Source organism: Pseudocitrobacter sp. 2023LY-00077, assembly GCF_055796175.1.
Window position 1 is genome coordinate 120,781 of record NZ_JBSPEI010000004.1, and the last position, 24,436, is coordinate 145,216.

A 24,436-nucleotide genomic window follows, 5' to 3' on the forward strand; every position below is an offset into this window, starting at 1 on the left:
ACTCTTTCCTCTTTTGAATGAATATTCGTCCCTGAAGAATAGAAAAATAGCTCATTTGATTAATAAGTGTTCAAATAACAATGTAATCTGATGGATTGGCGGTTAACATTCAGGTAGATTATGTGACATAAATCACATAATTCCTAAATTTACCCTAAGGCCAGATTGTATGTGTCATAGCTGGCGGGTAAAGTTGCGTGGATTTAGGAAAATTCTTAGTCATTTGTAAGAAATGTTTAAATTTGTTGCTTCATAACGTGAAGCGCACTCGCCGATATTTCAATCAGCATCGGCTATGCATTTCAGCCATTTCTTTTTTTTATCGGGATTTCCCGACGACATCACGGGGTGTGCGGTTTGACCGCATTAAAACAATAGTTGGTTATTCGGGATGGGGAAAATGCATACATCCGAGTTGCTAAAACATATCTATGACATCAATTTGTCCTATCTACTTCTTGCGCAACGTCTGATCGGTCAGGATAAAGCATCCGCCATGTTTCGCCTGGGCGTAAATGAAGAGATGGCCACCACGCTGGGTGAACTGACGCTTCCGCAGATGGTAAAACTGGCGGAAACCAATCAACTGGTTTGCCAGTTCCGCTTCGACAGTCATCAAACCATCACTCAACTCACGCAGGATTCTCGGGTTGATGACCTGCAACAGATTCACACCGGTATTCTTCTTTCTACGCGTTTACTGAACGACGCCAGCCAGACCGCTGATTCCGGCCGTAAGAAAAGGGCCTGAGCATGAGCGAAAAAAGTATTGTCCAGGAAGCCCGCGATATTCAGCTTGCGATGGAGCTGATTACCCTGGGCGCGCGTTTGCAGATGCTGGAAAGTGAAACGCAGCTGAGCCGTGGTCGCCTGATTAAGCTCTATAAAGAACTGCGCGGCAGCCCGCCACCTAAAGGAATGCTGCCATTTTCCACTGACTGGTTTATGACGTGGGAGCAGAATATCCACTCTTCCATGTTCTGCAATGCCTGGCAATTTCTTCTCAGCACCGGCTTATGTTCCGGCGTCGACGCCGTCATTAAGGCTTATCGGCTCTATCTTGAACAGTGCCCGGCTCAGGATGAGGCGCCGCTACTGGCGCTGACCCGCGCCTGGACGCTAGTGCGCTTCGTTGAAAGCGGCCTGCTGGAACTGTCGCACTGCAACAGCTGCGGCGGTAATTTTATCACTCACGCACATCAACCGGTGGGCAGCTTCGTTTGCAGTCTGTGCCAGCCGCCATCACGCGCCGTAAAAAGACGTAAACTTTCCGACAACGCTGCCGATAGTAATCCACAACTGCTGGATGAACAGATAGAGCAAGCTGTTTAGCCGGAACGGTGTGGCAAACACTCCAGCAGCGGGGCCCGTGACCGCTGCTTTTTTTTGCCTGTCGTTCGGCGACGCTTTTATCTGTCCTTCAGCCTGATCAACAGTGGAAGGATGAAACGTGCTTATCTTAATCGGTTACCTGGTCGTCATCGGGACAGTATTCGGCGGTTATGCCATGACCGGCGGGCACCTTGGGGCACTGTATCAACCCGCTGAACTGATTATTATCGGCGGAGCTGGCGTCGGCGCGTTTATCGTCGGTAACAACGGGAAAGCGATTAAGGGAACGCTTAAAGCGCTGCCGCTGCTTTTTCGCCGCTCAAAATACACCAAAACCATGTATATGGACCTGCTGGCGCTGCTCTATCGCCTGATGGCCAAGTCACGCCAGCAGGGGATGTTCTCGCTCGAGCGCGATATTGAAAACCCGCGCGAAAGTGAAATCTTCGCCAGCTATCCGCGCATTCTTGCTGACAGCGTCATGCTGGATTTCATCGTCGATTATCTGCGACTCATTATCAGCGGCAATATGAATACCTTCGAAATTGAAGCGCTGATGGATGAGGAAATTGAAACCTTCGAAAGCGAAAGCGAAGTTCCAGCCAACAGTCTGGCGCTGGTAGGCGATTCATTACCGGCGTTTGGCATCGTGGCGGCGGTGATGGGCGTTGTTCATGCGCTGGGTTCGGCCGATCGTCCGGCGGCAGAACTGGGTGCATTAATCGCTCACGCTATGGTGGGGACATTCCTCGGTATTCTTTTGGCTTATGGTTTTGTCTCGCCGCTGGCCAGCGTGCTCAGACAAAAAAGCGCAGAAACCACCAAAATGATGCAGTGCGTCAAAATTACGCTGCTCTCGAATCTCAACGGGTACGCGCCGCCGATCGCCGTGGAGTTTGGCCGTAAAACACTCTATACCAGCGAGCGTCCGTCGTTTGTTGAACTGGAAGAGCATGTGCGCGCGGTGCGTAACCCGACGGCGCAGCCAGCCACGACCGAGGACGCATGAAAAATCAGTCGCACCCGATCGTCGTCGTCAAAAGACGCAAAGCCAAAGCGCATGGGGGAGGCGGCCACGGATCGTGGAAGATTGCCTACGCCGATTTTATGACCGCCATGATGGCCTTCTTTCTGGTGATGTGGCTGATTTCTATCTCCAGCCCTAAAGAGCTGATCCAAATTGCCGAATACTTCCGTACGCCGCTGGCGACAGCGGTGAGCGGCGGCCCGCGAATATCGAACAGCGATAGCCCGATTCCCGGCGGCGGCGATGACGTCACCCAGCAGCAGGGCGAAGTGAATAAACAGCCCAACATGGATGAACTGAAAAAGCGGATGGAAACTAACCGCCTGAAGCGCATTCGCGGTGAGCTGGACCAGCTAATTGAGGCCGATCCCAAACTGAAAGCCCTGCGCCCGCACCTGAAGATTGACCTCGTTCAGGAGGGATTACGCATTCAGATTATCGACAGCCAGAACCGGCCAATGTTTAAAACCGGCAGCGCCGAGGTGGAGCCATACATGCGCGATATCCTGCGCGGTATCGCCCCGGTGTTGAATGAAATCCCCAATAAAATCAGTCTCTCCGGCCACACGGATGATTATCCCTACGCGGGCGGCGAGCGCGGTTACAGTAACTGGGAACTCTCAGCGGATCGTGCTAACGCTTCCCGACGCGAGCTGGTGATTGGCGGGCTGAGTGAAGGCAAAGTGCTGCGCGTGGTAGGTATGGCAAACACCATGCGACTATCGAGCCATGGTGGGGATGACGCCATCAACCGTCGTATCAGTTTGCTGGTGCTCAACAACCAGGCCGAGCAGGCGATTCTCCACGAGAACGCACAGAGCCAGAACGAACCGTTAAGTGCATTACCGTCGCCGTCGGCGACACAAAGCCCAACACCGCCACAATCCGATCAGAGGTGATTGCGTGAGCATGGATATCAGCGATTTTTATCAGACTTTCTTTGATGAAGCCGACGAACTGTTGGCGGACATGGAGCAGCACCTGCTGGTGCTTGTCCCGTCCGATCCCGACACCGAACAGATGAACGCCATCTTTCGGGCGGCGCACTCCATCAAAGGAGGAGCAGGCACCTTCGGTTTTTCTGTGTTGCAGGAAACGACCCATTTAATGGAGAACCTGCTCGACGATGCGCGTCGAGGGGAAATGCCGCTCAATACCGACATTATCAACCTGTTTTTGGAAACCAAAGATATTATGCAGGAACAGCTCGACGCCTATAAAAGCTCGCAGGAGCCGGATGCCGCCAGTTTTGAATACATCTGCCAGGCGCTGCGTCAGTTGGCGCTGGAAGCCAAAGGCGAGAGCGTGCCGCCAGCGACCCGGTTGACCGTAGTCGAGAAAGCGGACCCACTGCCGGGAAATTCACGGATCACCCTTTCGCGCCTGAAACCCGGCGAGCCGGAGATGCTCCAGGAAGAACTCGGAAACCTCGCGACGCTGAGCGACGTCACGATGGGCGTTGATAGCCTGAGCGCGACCCTGGAAGGGGATGTGCATCAGGACGATATCGTGGCGGTGCTCTGTTTTGTCATTGAGGCGGATCAGATAACGTTTGACTCTGAGACTGTGGCGGAAACCGTACCCAGCATACCTGTGGCAGCGCCGACCCTGGTGCCGGTCGTACCCGCACGCGTAGAACGCGATAAACCGACGCGCGCCAGCGAATCGACCAGCATTCGCGTGGCGGTGGAGAAAGTCGATCAGCTTATCAACCTGGTGGGGGAGCTGGTGATCACTCAGTCAATGCTGGCGCAGCGCTCGACGGAACTCGACCCGGTGCAGCATGGCGACCTCATCACCAGCATGGGCCAGCTACAGCGTAACGCCCGTGACTTGCAGGAATCGGTGATGTCTATTCGCATGATGCCGATGGAGTATGTCTTCAGCCGCTTCCCGCGTCTGGTGCGTGACCTGGCGAGCAAGCTCGGTAAACAGGTTGAACTCACGCTACAGGGCAGTTCAACCGAACTCGACAAGAGCCTGATTGAACGAATTATTGACCCGCTGACGCACCTGGTGCGTAACAGTCTGGATCACGGGATTGAACTGCCGGAAACACGTATCGCCGCAGGGAAATCAGAGGTCGGTAATCTTATTCTGTCGGCGGAGCATCAGGGCGGCAATATCTGTATCGAAGTGACCGACGATGGCGCAGGGCTGAACCGCGAGCGCATTCTGGCGAAAGCGCTCTCGCAGGGGCTGGCGGTTCACGACAACATGACCGACGACGAAGTGGGGATGCTCATCTTTGCGCCAGGATTCTCGACCGCCGAGCAGGTGACGGACGTTTCCGGGCGCGGCGTGGGCATGGATGTGGTGAAACGCAACATTCAGGAGATGGGCGGCCACGTCGAGATTCAATCGAAACAGGGCACGGGCACCACCATTCGTATTCTGCTGCCGCTGACGCTGGCAATCCTCGACGGCATGTCTGTGAAGGTGTGCGACGAAGTCTTTATTCTGCCTCTCAATGCGGTGATGGAATCGCTCCAGCCGCGCGACGAAGATTTGCACCCGCTGGCGGGCGGGGAGCGCGTGCTGGAAGTGCGCGGTGAATACCTGCCGCTGGTAGAACTGTGGAAAGTGTTTGATGTGCAGGGGGCCAAAACCGAAGCGACGCAGGGCATTGTGGTCATTCTGCAAAGCGCCGGGCGACGCTATGCGCTGCTGGTCGATCAACTGATCGGGCAGCATCAGGTGGTGGTGAAAAACCTGGAGAGTAACTATCGCAAAGTGCCGGGCATTTCCGCCGCCACCATTCTCGGCGACGGCAGCGTGGCGCTGATTGTGGATGTCGCAGCCCTGCAAAGTCTTAATCGTGAAAAACGTCTGGCGTACATCGCCGCCTGAATAGAGAAGGAAATAAAATGACCGGTATGAACAGCGTAGCAAAACTGGCGGGCGAGCCCTCGGGCCAGGAGTTTTTGGTTTTCACCCTTGGTGATGAAGAGTACGGCATCGATATTCTGAAAGTGCAGGAAATTCGCGGTTACGATCAGGTAACCCGCATCGCCAATACGCCTGCGTTTATTAAGGGCGTAACCAATTTACGCGGCGTAATTGTGCCGATTGTCGACCTGCGCGTAAAGTTCAGCCAGCAGGACGTGGAGTACAACGACAATACGGTAGTGATTGTGCTGAATCTCGGCCAGCGCGTGGTAGGGATTGTGGTGGACGGCGTGTCTGACGTGCTGTCACTCGCGGCAGATCAAATTCGCCCCGCGCCGGAATTTGCCGTGACGCTATCGACGGAGTACCTGACCGGTCTTGGCGCGTTGGGCGATCGCATGCTGATTCTGGTGAATATCGAAAAATTGCTGAGTAGCGATGAGATGGCGCTGCTGGACAGTACGGCGACGCAAGCTGCGTAAAGTTTGACTACCGCTCCTTGCCGGATGCGCTTCGCTTATCCGGCCTACAGGGTGGGCGCGGATTTGTAGGCCGGATAAGGCGCAGCCACATCCGGCAATCCCACAACCCGCACAATAGACGTTTGTATGCCGGATAAGGCGTAGCCGCCATCCGGCAATTCCACCGCCCGCACCATGCCGCTTGCGTTAAGCCTGCACTTCCTGCTGTTCCACTTCTTCCGCTTCGCCTTCGCTCAGCATCCCTTCATTCTGCGACAGCATCGCCGCCGCCACGCCGTTACCCAGCACGTTAATTGCGGAACGCCCCATATCGAGGAAGTGGTCAATCCCCATCAGCAGCAGGATCCCAGCAACCGGAATGTTAAAGCTCGGAATGGTCGCCGCCAGCACCACCAACGCAGAGCGCGGGACCCCGGCTATACCTTTTGACGCCAGCATCAGCGTCAGCATCAATACGGTAATTTCAGAGAAGCTCAGCTGAATATTGTAGGCCTGCGCGATAAACATCGAGGCAAACGAGCAGTACACCATCGACCCCACCAGGTTAAAGGAGTAACCGATCGGCAGAACGAAAGAGACGATGTTTGGCGAGCAACCAAATTTCGCCAGCTGTTCGAGTGTTTTTGGATAGGCTGCTTCAGAGCTACTGGTGGTGAACGCCACCAGCACCGGATCTTTAAGCATATTGACCAGGCGGAAAATCTCTTTCCTCAGCACCATGTAACCGACGCCTATCAGCACCAGACAGGTGATCAGAATCGCCAGATAATAACCACCAATGAAAGAGGCGTAGTTCAACAAAATGCCGAGACCTTCTTTAGCGATAACCGACGAAATAGCGGCGAAAATCGCCAGCGGAGCCACATACATCACATAGCCCGTCACCTTCAGCATAATGTGCGAAACCACGTCCAGCGCGGCAACCAGCGGTGCGTTGAATTTCTGCCCCAACGATGCGCCGCCAATGCCGAAGAACATCGAGAAGACCACAATTTGCAGGATCTCGTTATCGGCCATTGCCCCCGCGATACTGGTGGGGATGGTATGTGCCAGAAACGCTTTCAGCGACATGCCGCTGGTTGCGAGTCCGGTTTCAACGGTACCGGCCGGAATCGCCAGATTCATCCCGCTACCCGGATGTTCCAGAGTAACGATAAACAGCCCCACCAGGATGGACAGCACGGATGAGCTGATAAACCACACCATGGCTTTCCCGCCAACGCGACCAATCGTCGAGGTTTCACCCAGGCGCATAATGCCCACGGTCAGCGTGCTGAATACTAACGGCGCAATAACCATTTTGATGAGGCGCAGGAAGATATCGGTGAGCAGGGTGATGTTATCGGACCATGCGGTAATGGAGTCTGCTGATGCGTAGGAATGGATCATTGCGCCGGTGAGAATCCCCGCCAGCATGAAAATCACGATAAATACCGTGAGTTTATTTGCGTTTGCCACTTAATATTTCCCCGTCGTGTAACGAATAATTAACATGATGATCAATGATTTTTTATTATGTAATTCCATTAATTCATTCGTAGTATAAATTGGATTAAAGCGGACAGATTTACAACTATTTTTTAGGGTTTATCGGAAATGTTGTAATTTTGCGCATTCGTGCGCAGGGTTACTGTTTCTCTGCTTAAAGTTTCACTTCTCTTTGCCGATAACACCGATATCACGTCATCGAGAAGGTGTTGTATGTTAAACCGTATCCGCGTTGTCACCCTGCTGATGTTGGTGCTGGTCGTCTTCGCACTTTTGCAACTGCTCTCCGGGGGATTGCTTTTTTCGTCTCTTTCGCAAAACCAGCACAGTTTTGCGCTCTCTAACGCCCTGCGTACCCAACAGACCGAGCTGACGGACGCCTGGGATCTGATGCTGCAAACGCGTATCAACCTCAGCCGCTCCTCGGCGCGCATGATGATGGATACCAGCAACCTTCAAAGCAGCGCCAAAACCGATTTGCTGAAAAATGCCAAATCAACGCTGGCGCAGGCTCAGGCGCATATCACGCGATTTAATCAGGCGGCGGTTGAGCCGGAAATGGCACAGGTCAGCCAGCGTGTTGCGCAACAAACGCAGGCCTATTTCGCCGCCTTACAGGAGCTGATTGGTTTCCTGGAACAGGGGAATATGGACGCCTATTTTGCCCAGCCTACCCAGGGTAAACAGAACGCCATGGGCGAGGCGATGGGCGTGTATCGCGCGCAGAGTGAGTCTCTCTATCAGCAGGCATTTACAACCAGCAGCCACGATTATCAGTTTGCCCGCTGGCAGTTAATGATTCTGGCGCTGGTGCTGGCGGTGGTGCTGCTGGCTGTGTGGCTTGGCATCCGCCGCATTCTGTTGACGCCGCTTAACCATGTCATGACCCATATCCGCCACATCGCCAACGGCGACCTGACGCCCGAACTGGCGTTGAAAGGACGCAATGAACTGACCCAACTGGCGGATACCGTTAATCACATGCAGCACGCGTTAATTGACACGGTTACCCGCGTTCGCGAGGGCACCGATGCCATTTACAGCGGCACCAGCGAAATCGCCGCCGGGAATAACGACCTTTCTTCACGCACTGAACAACAATCCGCCTCACTGGAAGAGACCGCCGCCAGCATGGAACAGCTCACCGCCACGGTAAAACAGAACGCCGATAACGCGCGTCAGGCCTCACGGCTGGCACAAAGCGCTTCGGAAACGGCGCGTCGCGGCGGCAATGTGGTCGATGACGTGGTCAGCACCATGCACGATATCGCCGGAAGTTCGCAGAAAATCGCTGACATCACCAGCGTCATCGACGGTATCGCCTTCCAGACCAATATTCTGGCACTGAACGCCGCCGTGGAAGCCGCACGGGCCGGCGAGCAGGGGAGAGGGTTTGCCGTGGTCGCCGGAGAAGTGCGCAATCTTGCCAGCCGCAGCGCTCAGGCGGCAAAAGAGATTAAAGCCCTGATCGATAACTCTGTCGAGCGGGTAGATGCCGGTTCCCGGCTGGTGGAAAGCGCCGGGGAAACCATGCATGAGATTGTCAACGCCGTCACCCGTGTGACCGACATTATGGGTGAAATCTCTTCCGCCTCTGATGAGCAGAGTCGTGGGATAGACCAGGTCGCGCTGGCGGTCACCGAAATGGACAAAGTCACACAGCAAAACGCCGCGCTGGTCGAAGAATCCGCTGCTGCGGCGGCTGCGCTGGAAGAGCAGGCCGGGAAGCTGAGCGAAGCGGTCAGCGCGTTTCGGCTGGCGTCGTCCACGCGCGCGCTCGTCTCGCCAAAAACCGCGTCGGTTCCTGGCGTTCAGATTGCGGTCGCGCGTTCAGAAGAAAACTGGGAAACCTTTTAATTTGTGTCAGGCGCGATTGCCTGCGTAACAGGAGTGGTGATGTTTACTCGTATTCGCATTTCGACCACGTTGTTTTTGATTTTGATAATTTGCGGCCTGTTACAGATTGGCAGCAACGGCCTCTCTTTTTGGGCCTTTCGCGACGGCCAACAAAACCTTGAGCAAATTGAACACAGCGGCCAGCAGCTCAGTTCGCTGATGGCGGCGCGTGCGGCACTATTACAGACCAGCCAGGTGTTGAATCGCACGGGCACGCTGACCGCGCTGGGCTATCCGCTTGATGAAATCAAAGCCGGAATGGTAGACGCGCGACAGGCACTCAAACTGGCTGACAGTGAATTTGCTGCCTTTAAATCGATTGAGCAGCGATCCACCGAGTCGCGCCAGTTGGGCGAGCGGACGGAAGCCAGCTTCAGCGCCTGGCGTAACGGCCTTGAGCATCAGGCCACCTGGCTCGAAACCAATCAGCTTGCCGATTTCCTTGGCTCGCCGGTGCAAAAAATGCAGGCCAAATTTGATGCAGATTACCAGGGCTGGCAGCGCCACATCGACGCGTACATTGATGATGCGCGGGCGGAAAGTCAGCGTGATTATCAGCGTTCACAGCTGATGTTCCTCACCATGGTGGTGCTGGCAGTGCTGATTACCGTGGGTTCTCTGCTGTGGTCGCGGCGAATGATTGTGTCGCCACTGAAGATAGTCAGCGACCATTTTGACAGCATCGCCAGAGGCGACCTTGCACGCCCGATTGCGGTGTACGGTAAAAACGAAATCAGCGCGATTTTCGCCGGGCTGAAGGCGATGCAGGATGCGTTGCGCAACACTGTCAGCCAGGTCCGTCAAAGTAGCTACGCCATGCATACGGGCATTTCCGAAATAGCCGCTGGCAATAACGATCTCTCATCGCGTACCGAACAGCAGGCGGCATCGCTGGCGGAAACGGCGGCCAGTATGGAGCAGCTTACCGCAACAGTCGGGCAGAACGCCGATAACGCGCGTCAGGCGTCCGAACTCGCCAGCAATGCGGCGCGCACGGCGCGGCAGGGGGGCGATCAGGCATCAAACGTGGCTCATACCATGCAAAGCATTGCCACCAGTTCGCAGAAAATCGGCGACATCATCAGCGTGATCGACGGTATCGCTTTCCAGACCAACATTCTGGCGCTAAACGCGGCGGTCGAAGCGGCACGCGCGGGTGAACAGGGGCGCGGGTTTGCGGTGGTGGCGGGTGAGGTGCGTAACCTGGCAAGCCGCAGCGCTCAGGCGGCAAAAGAGATCAAAGTATTGATTGAAGAGTCGGTTGCCCGCGTGCAGGAAGGATCGGCACTGGTGGATACCGCTGCCAAAACGATGGGTGAAATTGTCCATTCGGTCACCCAGGTCAACGACATCATGGGCGAGATTGCCTCGGCGTCGGATGAACAGCGTCGCGGCATTGAGCAGGTAGCGCTTGCGGTCAGCCAGATGGATCAGGTGACGCAGCAGAACGCCGCGCTGGTGGAAGAGGGGGCCGCCGCAACGGAGCAATTGACCGGGCAGGCGGACACGCTCACTACCCTGGTCTCCGTGTTTAAGATTGAAGAACTGAATACCGTTTCTCCTGAGCGAGTTGTGCAGAACGCACAGCCTGCGGTTTCCTGAAAGTAATGAAAGAAGGCGCTATGACATCCATTCCCTCGTCGTTAACTACACCGATGACGCAGCGCCTCGAGCTGTCCGACGTGCAGTTCCGTCGGATAAGCCAATTGATCCACCAGCGCGCAGGCATTGTGCTGGCGGATCACAAGCGCGATATGGTCTACAACCGCCTGGTACGGCGCTTGCGCACGCTGGCGCTGGATGACTTTGGTCACTATTTATCGTTGCTGGAAGGGGATACCGAAAGCACCGAATGGCAGGCATTTATTAACTCGCTCACCACCAATCTCACAGCCTTCTTCCGTGAAGCGCATCATTTCCCGACGCTTGCCGAGCACGCTGCAAAACGGCGCGGCGAATACCGAGTCTGGAGTGCCGCGGCCTCTACGGGCGAGGAACCCTATTCCATCGCCATGACGCTTGCCAAAACGCTGGGCAACGCGCCGGGGCGCTGGAAAGTGCACGCCAGCGATATTGATACGGAAGTGCTGAACAAAGCGCAGAACGGCATTTATCGCCAGGAAGAGCTGAAAACGCTGACCCATCAGCAGCTACAAAACTGGTTTATGCGCGGCACCGGCCCGCATACCGGGCTGGTGAAAGTACGCCCGGAACTGAGCAATTTTGTGGATTTCTCCAGCGTCAATTTGCTGGAAAGACACTACAACGTACCGGGGCCATTCGATGCGATTTTTTGTCGTAACGTGATGATCTATTTTGACAAAGCGACCCAGCAGGCGATTCTCCGCCGCTTTATTCCGCTGCTTAAACCCGGCGGATTACTGTTTGCCGGGCATTCGGAGAACTTTAGCCACCTCGTGCATGAATTCAGCCTGCGGGGGCAAACGGTTTACGCGCTGGGTAAGGAAAACGGATGAGTAAAATCAGGGTGCTGTCGGTGGATGATTCCGCGCTGATGCGGCAAATCATGACCGAGATTATCAACAGCCACAGCGATATGGAAATGGTTGCCACTGCGCCAGATCCGCTGGTGGCGCGCGATCTGATCAAAAAATTTAACCCCGATGTCCTGACGCTGGATGTTGAGATGCCGCGCATGGATGGCCTCGACTTTCTTGAGAAGCTGATGCGCCTGCGCCCGATGCCGGTGGTGATGGTTTCTTCGCTGACGGGAAAAGGTTCAGAAGTGACGCTGCGCGCGCTGGAGCTGGGGGCGGTGGATTTTGTCACCAAGCCACAACTGGGTATCCGCGAAGGGATGCTGGCCTACAGCGAAATGATTGCCGACAAAGTGCGCGCGGCGGCGCGGGCGCAAATTTCCGCGCATAAAACGGTCGCCGTACCGGCCACCTTAAAAAGCGGGCCATTGCTGAGCTCGGAAAAGCTGATTGCCATTGGTGCATCGACCGGCGGAACAGAGGCGATTCGCCATGTGTTGCAGCCGCTGCCGGTGACCAGTCCGGCGTTGTTGATCACCCAACATATGCCGCCAGGGTTTACGCGATCGTTTGCCGATCGGCTCAATAAGCTGTGCCAGATTGGCGTGAAAGAAGCGGAAGACGGTGAACGCGTTTTGCCGGGACATGCTTATATCGCGCCGGGCGATCGTCATCTTGAGCTGGCACGCAGCGGGGCAAACTATCAAATCAAAATTCATGACGGACCGGCGGTAAATCGCCATCGCCCGTCGGTGGATGTGCTGTTTCATTCCGTTGCACAGCACGCAGGGCGCAATGCCGTTGGCGTGATCCTCACCGGGATGGGCAACGACGGTGCGGCAGGGATGCGGGCGATGCGCCAGGCGGGTGCCTGGACTATCGCCCAGAACGAAGCCAGTTGTGTGGTATTCGGCATGCCGCGCGAAGCCATCAATATGGGTGGCGTCAGCGAAGTGGTCGACCTCAGTCAGATAAGCCAGCAAATGCTGGCGAAAATCAGTGCCGGACAGGCAATACGTATATAACAGGAGAGAAGTGAATGGCGGATAAAGAGCTTAAGTTTTTGGTTGTGGATGACTTTTCCACCATGCGCCGCATTGTGCGTAACCTGCTTAAAGAGCTGGGGTTTAATAATGTCGAAGAAGCGGAAGACGGTGTTGATGCGCTGAATAAATTGCAGGCGGGCGGCTTTGGCTTTGTGATTTCTGACTGGAACATGCCGAACATGGACGGGCTGGATCTGCTGAAAACCATTCGCGGCGATGGCGCAATGGCCGCGCTGCCGGTGCTGATGGTGACCGCAGAGGCCAAAAAAGAGAACATTATTGCCGCCGCACAGGCCGGTGCCAGCGGCTATGTGGTGAAGCCGTTTACCGCTGCGACGCTGGAAGAGAAGCTGAATAAGATTTTCGAGAAGCTGGGCATGTGAGGAGATGACCATGATACACCCCCCCATTAAGCCCGATGATGAACATTCTGCTGCGGATATCATTGCGCGTATCGGCAGCCTGACCCGCATGCTGCGCGACAGCCTGCGTGAACTGGGGCTTGACCAGGCGATTGCTGAAGCGGCGGAAGCGATTCCTGATGCCCGCGATCGTCTGGACTATGTGGTGCAGATGACCGCGCAGGCCGCTGAACGCGCGCTGAACAGCGTCGAGGCGTCACAGCCGCACCAGGACGCGCTTGAGAAAAATGCGAATGCGCTGAGTACACGCTGGGATGCGTGGTTTGAAAACCCGATCGCGCTGACGGATGCGCGTGAGCTGGTCACCGACACACGCCAGTATCTGCGCGACGTACCGGAGCACACCCGTTTTACCAATGCCCAGCTACTGGAAATTATGATGGCGCAGGATTTCCAGGATCTCACCGGACAGGTTATCAAGCGGATGATGGATGTTATCCAGGAGATTGAGCGCCAGCTGTTGATGGTGCTGCTGGAGAATATGCCTGAGCCTGCTTTACGCACAAAACGTGAAAACGAAAGCCTGCTCAATGGCCCACAGGTGGACACCTCGAAAGCGGGTGTGGTCGCAAGCCAGGATCAGGTAGACGATTTGCTGGACAGTTTGGGCTTCTGATTGATGCCGGGGGCGCTTCGCTTGCCCGGCCTACTTTCAGGTATGTCGGATAACGCGAAGCTGCCATTCATAATCATTACGTCTCCTCTTTCCCCGAAATGACGCCGAGGTCACAGCGGCTTACGTCTGAGTGTCACTCCCCTATATAGACTTGTCATAATTAATGCGGTTAAATAGTCTTCAGCGCAAGGGACGATAATATTAATAGCATGCAACCTTATTCTTTATTAAGGCCGGTGCGAGTCTTTAATAAAACGGGAGGGGCTATGCGAATTTTACGGGACAGTGAATTCTTTCTCTCTGAGCAACATACGTTCTGCCTTTTCTCAATGAATCATCAATTGATGGAAGGCGTACACGGGCATGATTTTGACGAAATTGTTATTGTCCGTAACGGTAGTGGGTTTCATATCATTAATGATGAAGTGCGCTTTATATGTGAAGGCGATTTCTTCCTCGTGACCACCAATGATACGCACAGTTATGTTTCTACGAATAATCTTTCCGTTATTAATATCTTAGTTCGTCGGGTGCGTAATTTTCATTTTTTGCAACAGATGGACGTATTGCTGGGAATGATGAAAGACCAGTTGTTGCGACAAAATGAAATGACCCTAACCTCTGCGGCACTGGAGAACATTGGGGGCTGGAGCCAGGAGATAATCTCCCGCAACGACAGCGATTATGATGTCCTCTATTTTTCGATCATTGAAGCGGCCTTCTTTAATATCCTCAATGCGCTCTGCCACTGCGGCCATCAACTGCGCACGCTAAGCGTCGAGGAACGAGGGCGGGCAAACCTGATACGCACCCTCAAAACCAGCAGTCTGCGCCATCTGGACTGGAACGCGATAAGCGATGATAACGGAATCGCCCGCCGTACAATGTTTCGCTTTATTAAACGCGTTACCGGTTATACGCCAGTCAGATTTCAGATGTTATATCGATTATTGAAAGCACAAGAGATGCTACGCACCACGGATAAAACCGTCAGTGAGATTGCCGTGCGCTGCGGTTTTATGAATGGTATTCGCTTAACGGAATCTTATAAACGTTATTTTAAATATTCACCCAGCCACGAGCGAGAACTGCATTCGCGTATATTAACGGCTATTTAATTTCAGGCTAATAACAAATAAGAACTTTATTATAACTCCCCGGTCGAGAGGCGTTGGTGTGTCTCCTGGCTCGCTCTGAATTAAGGGCTCGTTATGTCAAAAAATAAAACACCCAACCCCTGGTATGTTGGGGTGGTGTCAGGAATGGCATCATATATAGACTCTGCGGCAATTGTATCAAACGGCACCGCACTGGTTATTTATCAAAAAACGATAGGTATAACTGCGCTGGAAATCGGCATTCTGTCGGGGTTATTAACACTCAGTATTGCCGCCGGGGCATTTTGCGGAGGCCGACTGGGCGACCGAATCGGCCGACGTAATGTTTTTATTATCACAATGGCGATGATTTTAATCGGCACGCTGGCAATGGCCTTTGGTCTGAGCTTCCCATTCCTGGTTATCGGCACGCTGTTTGTCGGGCTGGCGACCGGGGCCGATTTACCGGTTTCCCTGGCGACCATTTCCGAAGCGGCGGATGACAATAATCGTGGCAAAATCATTGGCTTGTCTAACCTGCTGTGGTTAGTGGGGATAGGCGCGACGATGGGGATTTCCGCCATCGTGGGCGACTGGGGCAAAGTCGGCGCACAGATTATGTATATGCACGTCGGCCTGGTGGCGTTGGTGCTGCTGGTGCTGCGCTGGTCAATCCCGGAGTCGCCCTTGTGGCTGGTGGCGCGCGATGAACTGCGTCGCGGCGTGGCTACCGTTCGCGCACAGAAAAATGGCTGGCGCGATCTGCTGGATAAAAAATACTTCTGGCCGTTCCTCTCCCTGTGCGCGTTCTACACCTTTACCAATCTGGCGGCCAATACCGGTGGGCAGTTTGGGACCTATGTTGCCGTGAACGTGGTGGGCATTTCGGTCAGTACTAACTCGCTGTGGGGGCTGCTGATTCTGCCTGTGAGCGTGGCATCGGGCCTGATGTTTATGCGTATCGTCGATACCACAAAACGTATTCCGTTCTTTATCTTCGGCGCAGTGATGATGTCGGTGGGCTACTTCACGCCGGTGCTGCTGAATTTCTCGCCGCTCTCCTGGTTCTGCTGCCTGCTGTTTACCAACATCGGTACCGGTTTTGCCTTCGAAGGGATCATGAAAGTGTGGGCGCAGGAGTCGTTTCCTACCATGCTGCGCGCCACGGCGCAGGGCGTCATCGTGGGCGTCGCGCGTCTGACCTGCGGCCTGCTGGCGTTTGTCACGCCGGTTCTGCTGACTGCCGGTCCCATCGTTCTCTACTGTCTGTTAACCGCAATCGTGGTGGCCGGGATGGTTATCGGCTGGCTGTGCTTCCACGGTAAGCAGCGTAATGAATTTAATGACGAAGGCGAGATTGTCTCATCGCACACACCAGCGTCGCACGATGCTCTGAACGTTCACAGTTAATCATTGAGGGAATAACAATGTTAGCGGTAGAAAGAATCACTTTAGATTATGAATCAACCCTTTCTGGCGTTGAGACTCTGCCGGTGCTGGGATGGATTATCGCCAGCGACCAGCGCAACGTTGAGCAAACCGCATGGCAGGTACAGATAGCGCAGGGCGAAGATTTCACGTCGCTATGTTATGACAGCGGCGAGGTTCACAGCGCTGAATCAGCAAATATTACGCTGCCTGCTTTGACGTTAACGCCATCGGCGCACTATGTCGTGCGGGTCAGAATTTACGATAACTACGGCAATGCAAGCGGCTGGAGCCCGACCGCACGGTTTATCACGGGCTTACCGGCAGCGCAGTGGCAGGCTGCTTTTATTTCGGCGGAGACGCCCGCCGATAAAGAGAATTCCAAAGGTACGCTGCTGCGCCGGGAATTCACGCTACCGGAAGGCGAGATTGTGTCGGCAGTGGCGCACGCCAGCGCGCTGGGGCTGTATCAGTTGTACCTCAACGGGCAGCGCGTCGGCCAGGATGAGCTAACGCCTGGCTGGACCAGCTATCATCATCATCTGCGCTATCAAACCTATGATGTCACTGCACTACTGCAACCGGGGGGAAATGCGCTGGGAGCTATGGTTGGCGCAGGATGGTACAAAGGCGACATGAGCTTTAACCGTTATCGCAACTATTATGGCGAGCAAACGGCGTTTATCGGCCAGTTAGTGGTGCGCTATCGCGATGGCCGGGAAGTGGTTATTGCCACGGATAATCAGTGGCTGGCATCCGATGCACCGATTTTGTTCTCAGAACTTTATGATGGTGAAATCTACGACGCGCGGCTGGAGCAGGCTGGCTGGAGTCAACCGGGATTCAGTTCGCCACTGTGGCGCGACGTGACGCTCCCCGAGGCGAATAAATCGGTACTGACGCCGCAAACGTCCTGCGCGGTGCAGGCCATTGAACGCCTGAGCCCGAGAGAGATAATCACAACCCCGCAGGGCGATACGGTGCTTGATTTCGGCCAGAACCTCAGCGGTTGGGTCGATTTTAGCGTGCGCGGCGAGCGCGGGCAGAAAGTGGTGCTGCGCCATTTTGAGGTGCTGGACGCCGAGGGTAACGTGTATCTCGACAACCTGCGCACCGCTAAACAGTGCGTAGAGTACACCCTGCGTGGTGGCGAAGAAGAACACTATCATCCGCACTTTACCTTTCAGGGCTTTCGCTATGTTCGCATCGACGCGTGGCCGGGAACGCCGGTATGTGACGACTTCCAGGCGGTTGTTCTGCATTCCGCCATGCAGCCTACCGGCTCGCTGGAAACCTCGCGGGATGACCTAAACCAGTTGCACCACAATATTGTCTGGGGATTGAAAGGCAATTTTGTTGATGTGCCCACCGACTGCCCGCAGCGCGATGAACGGCTGGGCTGGACCGGAGACGCGCAAATTTTTTGCCGTACCGCCAGCTATCTGATGCAGACGCGCAATTTCTTCAGCAAGTGGCTGCTCGACCTGAAATATGACCAAACGGAAGAGGGCGGCGTGCCGCACGTGGTACCGGATATTCTGACCGGGAAGTGTGATAACGACCGTTTTCTGTCACACGGACGGACGCACTCCGCTGCGGCCTGGGCCGATGCGGCGGTCATCAACCCGTGGACGCTGTATCTGATGTATGGCGATAAAGCCATTCTGCGCCAGCAATATGGCAGCATGAAAGCGTGGGTTGATTTTATGCGTGCGCACGCGGTAGATCATTTGTGGAGCTATCGCCTGCAATTTGGCGACTGGGTGGCGCTGGATGCGAAAGAAGGTAGCTATTTTGGCGCAACGCCGAACGAGCTGACCTGTATGGCATACTATGCGCTATCGACAAAACTGTTTGCACGCGCGGCGCAAGCGTTGGGCAACGAAGCCGATTATGCTGAGTATTCGGCGCTGCATGAGGCGATCGTTGCGCGCTTCCAGCAGGAGTTTTTCACCCCGACCGGGCGTCTGGCTGCTCGTACGCAAACGGCGCATATCCTCGCGCTTTATTTTGACCTTGTGCCCGCCGCGTTTCGCGAACGCACAGTTCAAACGCTGCTGCAATTGCTGGAAGAGAACGATGGGCATCTGGTGACCGGCTTTGTCGGCACGCCGTACTTCTGTCACGCGCTGAGCGAAAATGGCCAAACTCAGGCCGCCTGGCAACTGCTGCTGAAAGAGGACTTCCCTTCATGGCTCTACCAGGTACATGCCGGGGCGACCACCATCTGGGAACACTGGGATGGCATTAAACCCGATGGCACCATGTGGAGCCCGGCAATGAATTCCTTTAACCACTACGCCTACGGCGCAATTGGTGAATGGCTGTATCGCGCGGCGGCCGGGATCAACCCGGACGAACACGAACCGGGCTTTAAGCACATTCATCTGCGCCCGCTGCCGGGCGGCGACCTTCGCTGGCTGAAGGCATCGTATCAGTCGAACTACGGGAAAATTGGCGTGCACTGGCAGCGCGACGGCGACAAAATGCTGACGCTCTCGGTGGTCATTCCACCGAACACCCGCGCGGATGTGGTGCTGGATGGCGCGCAGCGTGTGTTGCAGGATGATGGCGTTTCTTTCGCGGCCTGCACTGAAGGAATGCGTGCGGCGCTGGGCTCGGGTCGTTATACCTTTACCTACCTGCTCGCGTAACGTCTGCGCTGTAAACGGGGGAGTTTCCCCCGTTTTACGCCGCTTTTCCTCCGATTGTTCTTTTCCCCTCGCGTAATAATGACCGTGGATGAGTCTGCGAGAGCCACCGCGTGTCAGAAGAAAACGACGACAAAACAGAAGACCCCACACCCCAACGGTTAGAGAAAGCCCGTGAAGAGGGGCAAATTCCGCGTTCCCGCGAATTAACCTCGTTGTTGATCCTGCTGGTGGGCGTCTGCGTCATCTGGCTTGGCGGGGAATCCCTCGCCCGACGTTTAGCCAGCTTACTCTCCTCCGGGCTGCGATTTGATCACTCGATTATCAACGATCCCAATCTCATTCTGGGGCAGATAATCCTGCTGCTGAAAGAGGCGATGCTGGCGCTGATGCCGCTGATTGTTGGCGTGGTGGTGGTGGCGCTGGTGGCGCCGGTGATGCTCGGCGGGCTAGTGTTCAGCACCAAATCGCTGGCGTTCAAACTCGACAAGCTTAACCCGCTGCCGGGCATTAAGCGCATGTTCTCGGCGCAAACGGCGGCGGAATTGATGAAAGCGGTGATGAAATCGCTGCTGATGGGCAGCATGGCCGGGTTGTTCTTGTGGCTGCACTGGCCGGACATGATGCGGCTTATCAGTGAATCCCCGCTGGTGGCGATGGGCAATGCGCTGAATATGGTCGGTTTTTGCGCCCTGCTGGTGGTGCTGGCGATTATCCCGATGGTGGGGTTTGACGTCTTCTGGCAGATCTACAGCCACCTGAAAAAGCTGCGCATGTCGCGCCAGGACATTCGTGATGAATTCAAGCAGAGCGAAGGCGACCCGCACGTGAAAGGGCGCATTCGTCAGATGCAGCGCGCGGCGGCGCGTCGACGCATGATGGCAGATGTCCCGAAGGCGGATGTGATCGTCAATAACCCGACCCACTATTCGGTGGCGTTGCAGTACGACGAAAACAAAATGAGCGCCCCGCGCGTGGTGGCAAAAGGCGCCGGGCTGGTGGCGCTGCGTATTCGTGAACTGGGTGAAGAAAACCGCGTGCCGATGCTGGAAGCCCCACCGCTGGCGCGTGCGCTGTATCGTCACGCGGAAGTGGGGCAGCAAATTCCCGGCCAGCTGTATGCCGCCGTGGCGGAAGTGCTTGCCTGGGTATGGCAGCTAAAACGCTGGCGTCTGGCGGGCGGAACGCCGCCGAAAAAACCTGATAACCTGCCGGTGCCTGAGGCGCTGGATTTTTTGAATGAGAAGGACTCTGATGGCTAATCTGGCTGCAATGCTGCGTCTGCCCGACAATTTTAAATCGACCCAGTGGCAGGTTCTCGCCGGGCCGGTGTTGATCCTGCTGATTTTGTCGATGATGGTGCTGCCGCTGCCCGCATTCGTTCTCGACCTGCTGTTTACCTTCAACATCGCCCTGTCGATTATGGTGCTGCTGGTGGCAATGTTCACCCAGCGAACGCTGGAGTTTGCCGCATTCCCCACCATTCTGCTGTTCACAACGCTGCTGCGTCTGGCGCTCAACGTGGCATCCACGCGTATCATCCTGATGGAAGGGCATACCGGCGGCGCGGCGGCGGGGAAAGTCGTGGAAGCCTTCGGCCACTTCCTCGTCGGCGGTAACTTTGCTATCGGTATCGTGGTGTTCATCATCCTGGTGATTATCAACTTTATGGTGATCACCAAAGGTGCCGGGCGTATTGCCGAAGTAGGCGCGCGCTTTGTGCTGGACGGCATGCCCGGCAAACAGATGGCGATTGACGCGGATCTCAACGCCGGGATCATCGGCGAAGAAGAGGCTAAAAAGCGTCGTACCGAAGTGACGCAGGAGGCCGATTTTTACGGCTCAATGGACGGGGCAAGTAAGTTTGTGCGCGGCGATGCCATCGCCGGGATCCTGATTATGGTGATTAACATCATCGGTGGCCTGCTGGTGGGGGTATTACAGCACGGGCTGCCGATGGGCAAAGCGGCGGAATCCTACACCCTGCTAACTATCGGTGACGGCCTGGTGGCGCAGATCCCGGCGCTGGTTATCTCTACCGCTGCGGGGGTGATTGTCACCCGCGTCAGCACCGAGCAGGATGTGGGTCAGCAGATGGTCGGCCAGCTGTTCAGCAACCCGCGCGTGATGATGCTGAGTGCCGCTGTGCTGGGCCTGCTTGGTCTGGTGCCAGGAATGCCAAACTTTGTTTTCCTGCTGTTTACTGCTGCGCTGCTCGGGCTTGCCTGGTGGCTGCGCGGGCGCGAAATGAAAACCCCGGAACCAGCGCAGCCGAGCAAACCCGTGGAGAACACCCAGGCGGTCGAGGCCACCTGGAATGACGTACAACTGGAAGACACGCTGGGGATGGAGGTCGGCTATCGCCTGATCCCGATGGTGGATTTCCAGCAGGACGGCGAATTGCTGGGGCGTATTCGCAGCATTCGTAAAAAATTCGCCCAGGAAATGGGCTTCCTGCCGCCGGTGGTGCACATCCGCGACAATATGGATCTGCCGCCTGCGCGCTATCGCATTTTGCTCAAAGGCGTAGAGATTGGTAGCGGTGAAGCCTATCCGGGGCGCTGGCTGGCGATTAACCCCGGCACGGCGGCAGGTACGCTACCTGGCGAAGTGACGGTCGATCCGGCGTTTGGGCTGGCGGCGATTTGGATTGAGAATGCCCTAAAAGAGCAGGCGCAAATTCAGGGCTTTACGGTGGTGGAGGCCAGTACCGTCGTCGCCACACATCTTAACCATTTGATAAGCCAGCACTCGGCAGAGTTGTTTGGGCGTCAGGAAGCGCAGCAACTGCTGGATCGCGTCACCCAGGAGATGCCAAAACTGACGGAGGATCTGGTGCCGGGCGTGGTCACGCTCACTACTCTGCATAAAGTGCTGCAAAATCTGCTCGATGAGAAAGTGCCGATTCGCGATATGCGTACCATTCTGGAGACGCTGGCGGAACACGCGCCGGTGCAACACGATCCGAATGAACTGACGGCGGTGGTGCGCGTGGCGCTGGGTCGGGCGATCACGCAGCGCTGGTTCCCTGGCAGCGATGAAGTGCAGGTGATTGGCCTGGATGCGCCGCTGGAACGTCTGTTGTTGCAGGCCTTGCAGAGCGGCGGTGGCCTGGAGCCGGGGCTGGCGGACAGATTACTGGCGCAAACCCAGGAGGCGCTGGCGCGTCAGGAGATGCTCGGCGCGCCGCCGGTGTTGCTGGTGAATCATGCACTGCGTCCGCTGTTGTCGCGCTTCTTACGCCGCAGCCTGCCGCAACTGGTGGTGCTCTCCAGCCTGGAACTTTCGGACAACCGTAACATCCGCATGACCGCGACGATTGGCGGTAAATGATGATTAAGTCTCTGCTGTTATTGTGTTTGCCCCTCACCGTTCATGCGGCGGGAGAGGGGGCCTGGCAGGCCAGCCGCGCGGGAATGACGCTGAATAATCGCGGTGAGGCGGCATCTTCTTTACCGCTGAGCGCGACTGAGCCGGTCGCAGGTAAAATGACGCTGGTGGCGTGGCGCTACGAGCTTATCGGCCCGACGCCAGCCGGGTTACAAACACGCTTATGCTCCTCTACGCGCTGTGTCGAGCTGGACGGTCAGAGCGGCACGACGCATGCGTTCAGTAACGTGACTGCAATGGAATCCCTGCGTTTTATCTGGCAAGTGCCGGGGGGAGGCAGGCTGGTTCCGGCGTTGAAGATCCGTCGTTATGAGGTGATTGCGAATTACCGCTAGTTGTTCTTTCTTTCGCCGTATGCCGCGCTAATCTGTAGCGTGCCTCGCATTTCTGGTCCCTTCTTTTGATTGAAAAGAAACGTTGTTTTATAAATCAGTGAAGCACGTGCCACCACTCTTTGCATTTTTGCCAGTGAATGGATTCCGCTGGCAATAATGGAAAGGTATCAAGCTTTGCATGATTTTACTGTAGCCGTGTCAGTCCTCTCTTGTCTTCTGAGAGGGGCCTTAAAAAACACAGGATCCACGGCGATGAAAACACGAAAAATAGGTTTGGCTAATTACCTTGCTTACGGGTCAGGGGATTTTCTCGGCGCAGGCACTACTGCGTTAACCGCAGCCTGGCTGCTCTACTTCTACACTACCTTCTGCGGCTTAACGCCGATTGAAGCCACGTTCATTTTTGCGACGGCACGCGTGCTTGATGCCGTTGTCAGCCCGCTGATGGGCTTCTTAACCGATAACTTTGGCTCGACCTGGCTTGGTAAACGCTTTGGCCGCCGTAAGTTCTTTATTATGCTCGGTATTCCCTGCGTCTTCAGCTACTCCTTCATGTGGGTCGGAGACATGGGATTCTGGTATTACCTGCTGACGTATCTGATCTTCGATATCGTCTACACCATGATTCTGGTGCCGTATGAAACACTGGTGCCGGAAATGACCGACGACTTCAAACAGAAAACCAAGTTCTCCGGCGCGCGCATTTCTATGGCGCAGATGTCGGCGATTCTGGCCTCTTTCCTGCCAGGTATTCTGTTGACCACCTTCGGTAAAGACAACGCCATCTCCTTCTTCTACGCAAGCCTGGTCTTCTCGGTGCTGTGCGCGATGATGCTGACCTTTGTCTGGTTCTACACCTGGGAGCGCCCGCGTGAAGAGTGGACGGAAGCGGCGCTGCGTGCGGAAGAAGAGAAAAAGCACCTGACCTTTGCGCAGAGCATGAGTCGTTTGATTACCGAGCTGACCTCCACGCTGCGGATTAAAATTTTCCGCCAGCACCTGGGAATGTATCTCGGTGGCTATATTGCACAGGACGTCTTTAACGCGGTGTTCACCTACTATGTGGTCTTCGTGCTGATGCAGGAAGCCTCTATGGCCTCTAATCTGCTGGGTACCATGGCTATCTTCCAGTTCATTGCGGTTATCGCGATGATCCCGCTGTGCATCCGCTTCGGGCCCGCGCCATCTTACCGCATGGTGGTGGTGCTGTTTGGTCTCGGTTCACTCTCCTACGCGATGCTTTACTACGCAGGCATGAGCGACGTTTATTCCCTGTTGTTGCTGATTTCAGCCATTGCCGGTCTGGGTCGCGGTGGTATCAACTATGTGCCGTGGAACACCTATACCTACATTTCTGACGTCGATGAAGTGATTACCGGCCAGCGCCGTGAAGGTATCTTTGCGGGCATCATGACCCTGACGCGTAAAGCGTCTCAGGCGGGTGCGGTGATGATGGTGGGTATCATCATGCAGATGTCGGGTTTTGTCTCTGGCCAGAAAGTTCAGCCGCCGGAAGTGAGCCACACCATCCTGATGATCTTAAGCTTCGGCACCATTCTGGTACTGGCCTGCGGCTTCCTGGTCTCCCTGCGTTTCAAACTGAATCTGAAAACGCACAGTGTCCTGCGTGAAGAGACCGCGAAGATGCGTGAGTCGGGCCGCGCGATGCCGGAAAGCATCACCCCGGATGCCCGCGCCACGGTCGAAATGCTGGCAGGGATGCCCTATGAATCCCTGTGGGGCAACAACAATATTGGTTATCTGAATCGTAACAAACCTGCTGCGCCATCGCTTAAGCAGGGTGTCACATTGAATTCGACTTATCACAGAGGTTAATGG

The 24,436-nt window shown here is 55.4% G+C and carries 20 protein-coding genes; 19 read left to right on the top strand and 1 reads right to left on the bottom strand.

Annotated elements, in window-relative coordinates:
- The first annotated feature begins 400 nt into the window (after positions 1–400).
- The 6 genes from flhD to cheW all read left to right on the top strand — a co-directional run bounded on the left by flhD (position 401) and on the right by cheW (position 5,730).
- Positions 401–751, top strand: coding sequence for a flagellar transcriptional regulator FlhD (flhD, locus tag ACWWFX_RS06935; protein WP_276219871.1), 351 nt, complete (start codon positions 401–403; stop codon positions 749–751).
- A gap of 2 nt (positions 752–753) precedes the next feature.
- Positions 754–1,332 (top strand): flagellar transcriptional regulator FlhC, encoded by a 579-nt coding sequence (gene flhC, locus ACWWFX_RS06940; protein WP_015963991.1) that lies wholly within the window; start codon positions 754–756, stop codon positions 1,330–1,332.
- A gap of 118 nt (positions 1,333–1,450) precedes the next feature.
- Entirely contained in the window at positions 1,451–2,341 is an 891-nt protein-coding gene (gene motA, locus ACWWFX_RS06945) for a flagellar motor stator protein MotA (protein WP_473223475.1), read from the top strand.
- A complete protein-coding gene (gene motB / locus ACWWFX_RS06950) occupies positions 2,338–3,258 on the top strand; it encodes a flagellar motor protein MotB (protein ID WP_276219872.1) in 921 nt (306 codons plus the stop codon). The genes motA and motB overlap by 4 nt, the downstream gene beginning before the upstream one ends.
- A gap of 4 nt (positions 3,259–3,262) precedes the next feature.
- On the top strand, positions 3,263–5,209 hold the full coding sequence (gene cheA / locus ACWWFX_RS06955; protein ID WP_473223476.1) for a chemotaxis protein CheA: 1,947 nt from the start codon (positions 3,263–3,265) through the stop codon (positions 5,207–5,209).
- Between the two features lie 17 nt (positions 5,210–5,226).
- On the top strand, positions 5,227–5,730 hold the full coding sequence (gene cheW / locus ACWWFX_RS06960; RefSeq protein ID WP_015963995.1) for a chemotaxis protein CheW: 504 nt from the start codon (positions 5,227–5,229) through the stop codon (positions 5,728–5,730).
- Between the two features lie 186 nt (positions 5,731–5,916).
- On the opposite strand, the gene ACWWFX_RS06965 is transcribed toward cheW, so the two are convergent.
- A complete protein-coding gene (locus tag ACWWFX_RS06965; protein WP_473223477.1) occupies positions 5,917–7,188 on the bottom strand; it encodes a dicarboxylate/amino acid:cation symporter in 1,272 nt (423 codons plus the stop codon).
- A gap of 243 nt (positions 7,189–7,431) precedes the next feature.
- On the opposite strand from ACWWFX_RS06965, the gene tar reads away from it, so the two are divergent.
- The 13 genes from tar to ACWWFX_RS07030 all read left to right on the top strand — a co-directional run bounded on the left by tar (position 7,432) and on the right by ACWWFX_RS07030 (position 24,433).
- Positions 7,432–9,075: a methyl-accepting chemotaxis protein II gene (tar, locus tag ACWWFX_RS06970; RefSeq protein WP_473223478.1), complete on the top strand. Its 1,644-nt coding sequence runs from the start codon at positions 7,432–7,434 to the stop codon at positions 9,073–9,075.
- 39 nt (positions 9,076–9,114) lie between these two features.
- On the top strand, positions 9,115–10,716 hold the full coding sequence (locus ACWWFX_RS06975) for a methyl-accepting chemotaxis protein (RefSeq protein ID WP_456145828.1): 1,602 nt from the start codon (positions 9,115–9,117) through the stop codon (positions 10,714–10,716).
- A gap of 20 nt (positions 10,717–10,736) precedes the next feature.
- A complete protein-coding gene (gene cheR / locus ACWWFX_RS06980; RefSeq protein ID WP_473223479.1) occupies positions 10,737–11,591 on the top strand; it encodes a protein-glutamate O-methyltransferase CheR in 855 nt (284 codons plus the stop codon).
- Entirely contained in the window at positions 11,588–12,637 is a 1,050-nt protein-coding gene (locus ACWWFX_RS06985; RefSeq protein ID WP_473223480.1) for a protein-glutamate methylesterase/protein-glutamine glutaminase, read from the top strand. The genes cheR and ACWWFX_RS06985 overlap by 4 nt, the downstream gene beginning before the upstream one ends.
- A 14-nt stretch (positions 12,638–12,651) precedes the next feature.
- Positions 12,652–13,041, top strand: coding sequence for a chemotaxis response regulator CheY (cheY, locus tag ACWWFX_RS06990; protein WP_015964001.1), 390 nt, complete (start codon positions 12,652–12,654; stop codon positions 13,039–13,041).
- 10 nt (positions 13,042–13,051) lie between these two features.
- Positions 13,052–13,696, top strand: coding sequence for a protein phosphatase CheZ (gene cheZ, locus ACWWFX_RS06995; RefSeq protein ID WP_473223481.1), 645 nt, complete (start codon positions 13,052–13,054; stop codon positions 13,694–13,696).
- 266 nt (positions 13,697–13,962) lie between these two features.
- Positions 13,963–14,814 (top strand): helix-turn-helix domain-containing protein, encoded by an 852-nt coding sequence (locus ACWWFX_RS07000; RefSeq protein WP_473223482.1) that lies wholly within the window; start codon positions 13,963–13,965, stop codon positions 14,812–14,814.
- A gap of 144 nt (positions 14,815–14,958) precedes the next feature.
- Entirely contained in the window at positions 14,959–16,203 is a 1,245-nt protein-coding gene (locus ACWWFX_RS07005; RefSeq protein ID WP_276219881.1) for an MFS transporter, read from the top strand.
- A gap of 17 nt (positions 16,204–16,220) precedes the next feature.
- Positions 16,221–18,875, top strand: coding sequence for a family 78 glycoside hydrolase catalytic domain (locus tag ACWWFX_RS07010; protein WP_473223483.1), 2,655 nt, complete (start codon positions 16,221–16,223; stop codon positions 18,873–18,875).
- A 110-nt stretch (positions 18,876–18,985) separates the two neighbouring features.
- Complete coding sequence (flhB, locus tag ACWWFX_RS07015; protein ID WP_015964003.1) at positions 18,986–20,134, top strand: flagellar biosynthesis protein FlhB; 1,149 nt, start codon at positions 18,986–18,988, stop codon at positions 20,132–20,134.
- Positions 20,127–22,205 carry a flagellar biosynthesis protein FlhA gene (gene flhA, locus ACWWFX_RS07020; RefSeq protein WP_473223484.1) on the top strand — a complete coding sequence of 693 codons (2,079 nt, stop codon included), beginning with the start codon at positions 20,127–20,129 and terminating at the stop codon, positions 22,203–22,205. Before flhB ends, flhA begins: the two co-directional genes overlap by 8 nt.
- Positions 22,205–22,597, top strand: a complete 393-nt coding sequence (gene flhE, locus ACWWFX_RS07025; protein WP_473223546.1) for a flagellar protein FlhE — start codon at positions 22,205–22,207, stop codon at positions 22,595–22,597. The genes flhA and flhE overlap by 1 nt, the downstream gene beginning before the upstream one ends.
- Positions 22,598–22,849: 252 nt before the next feature.
- Complete coding sequence (locus ACWWFX_RS07030) at positions 22,850–24,433, top strand: MFS transporter (RefSeq protein ID WP_276219884.1); 1,584 nt, start codon at positions 22,850–22,852, stop codon at positions 24,431–24,433.
- Positions 24,434–24,436: the final 3 nt, after the last annotated feature.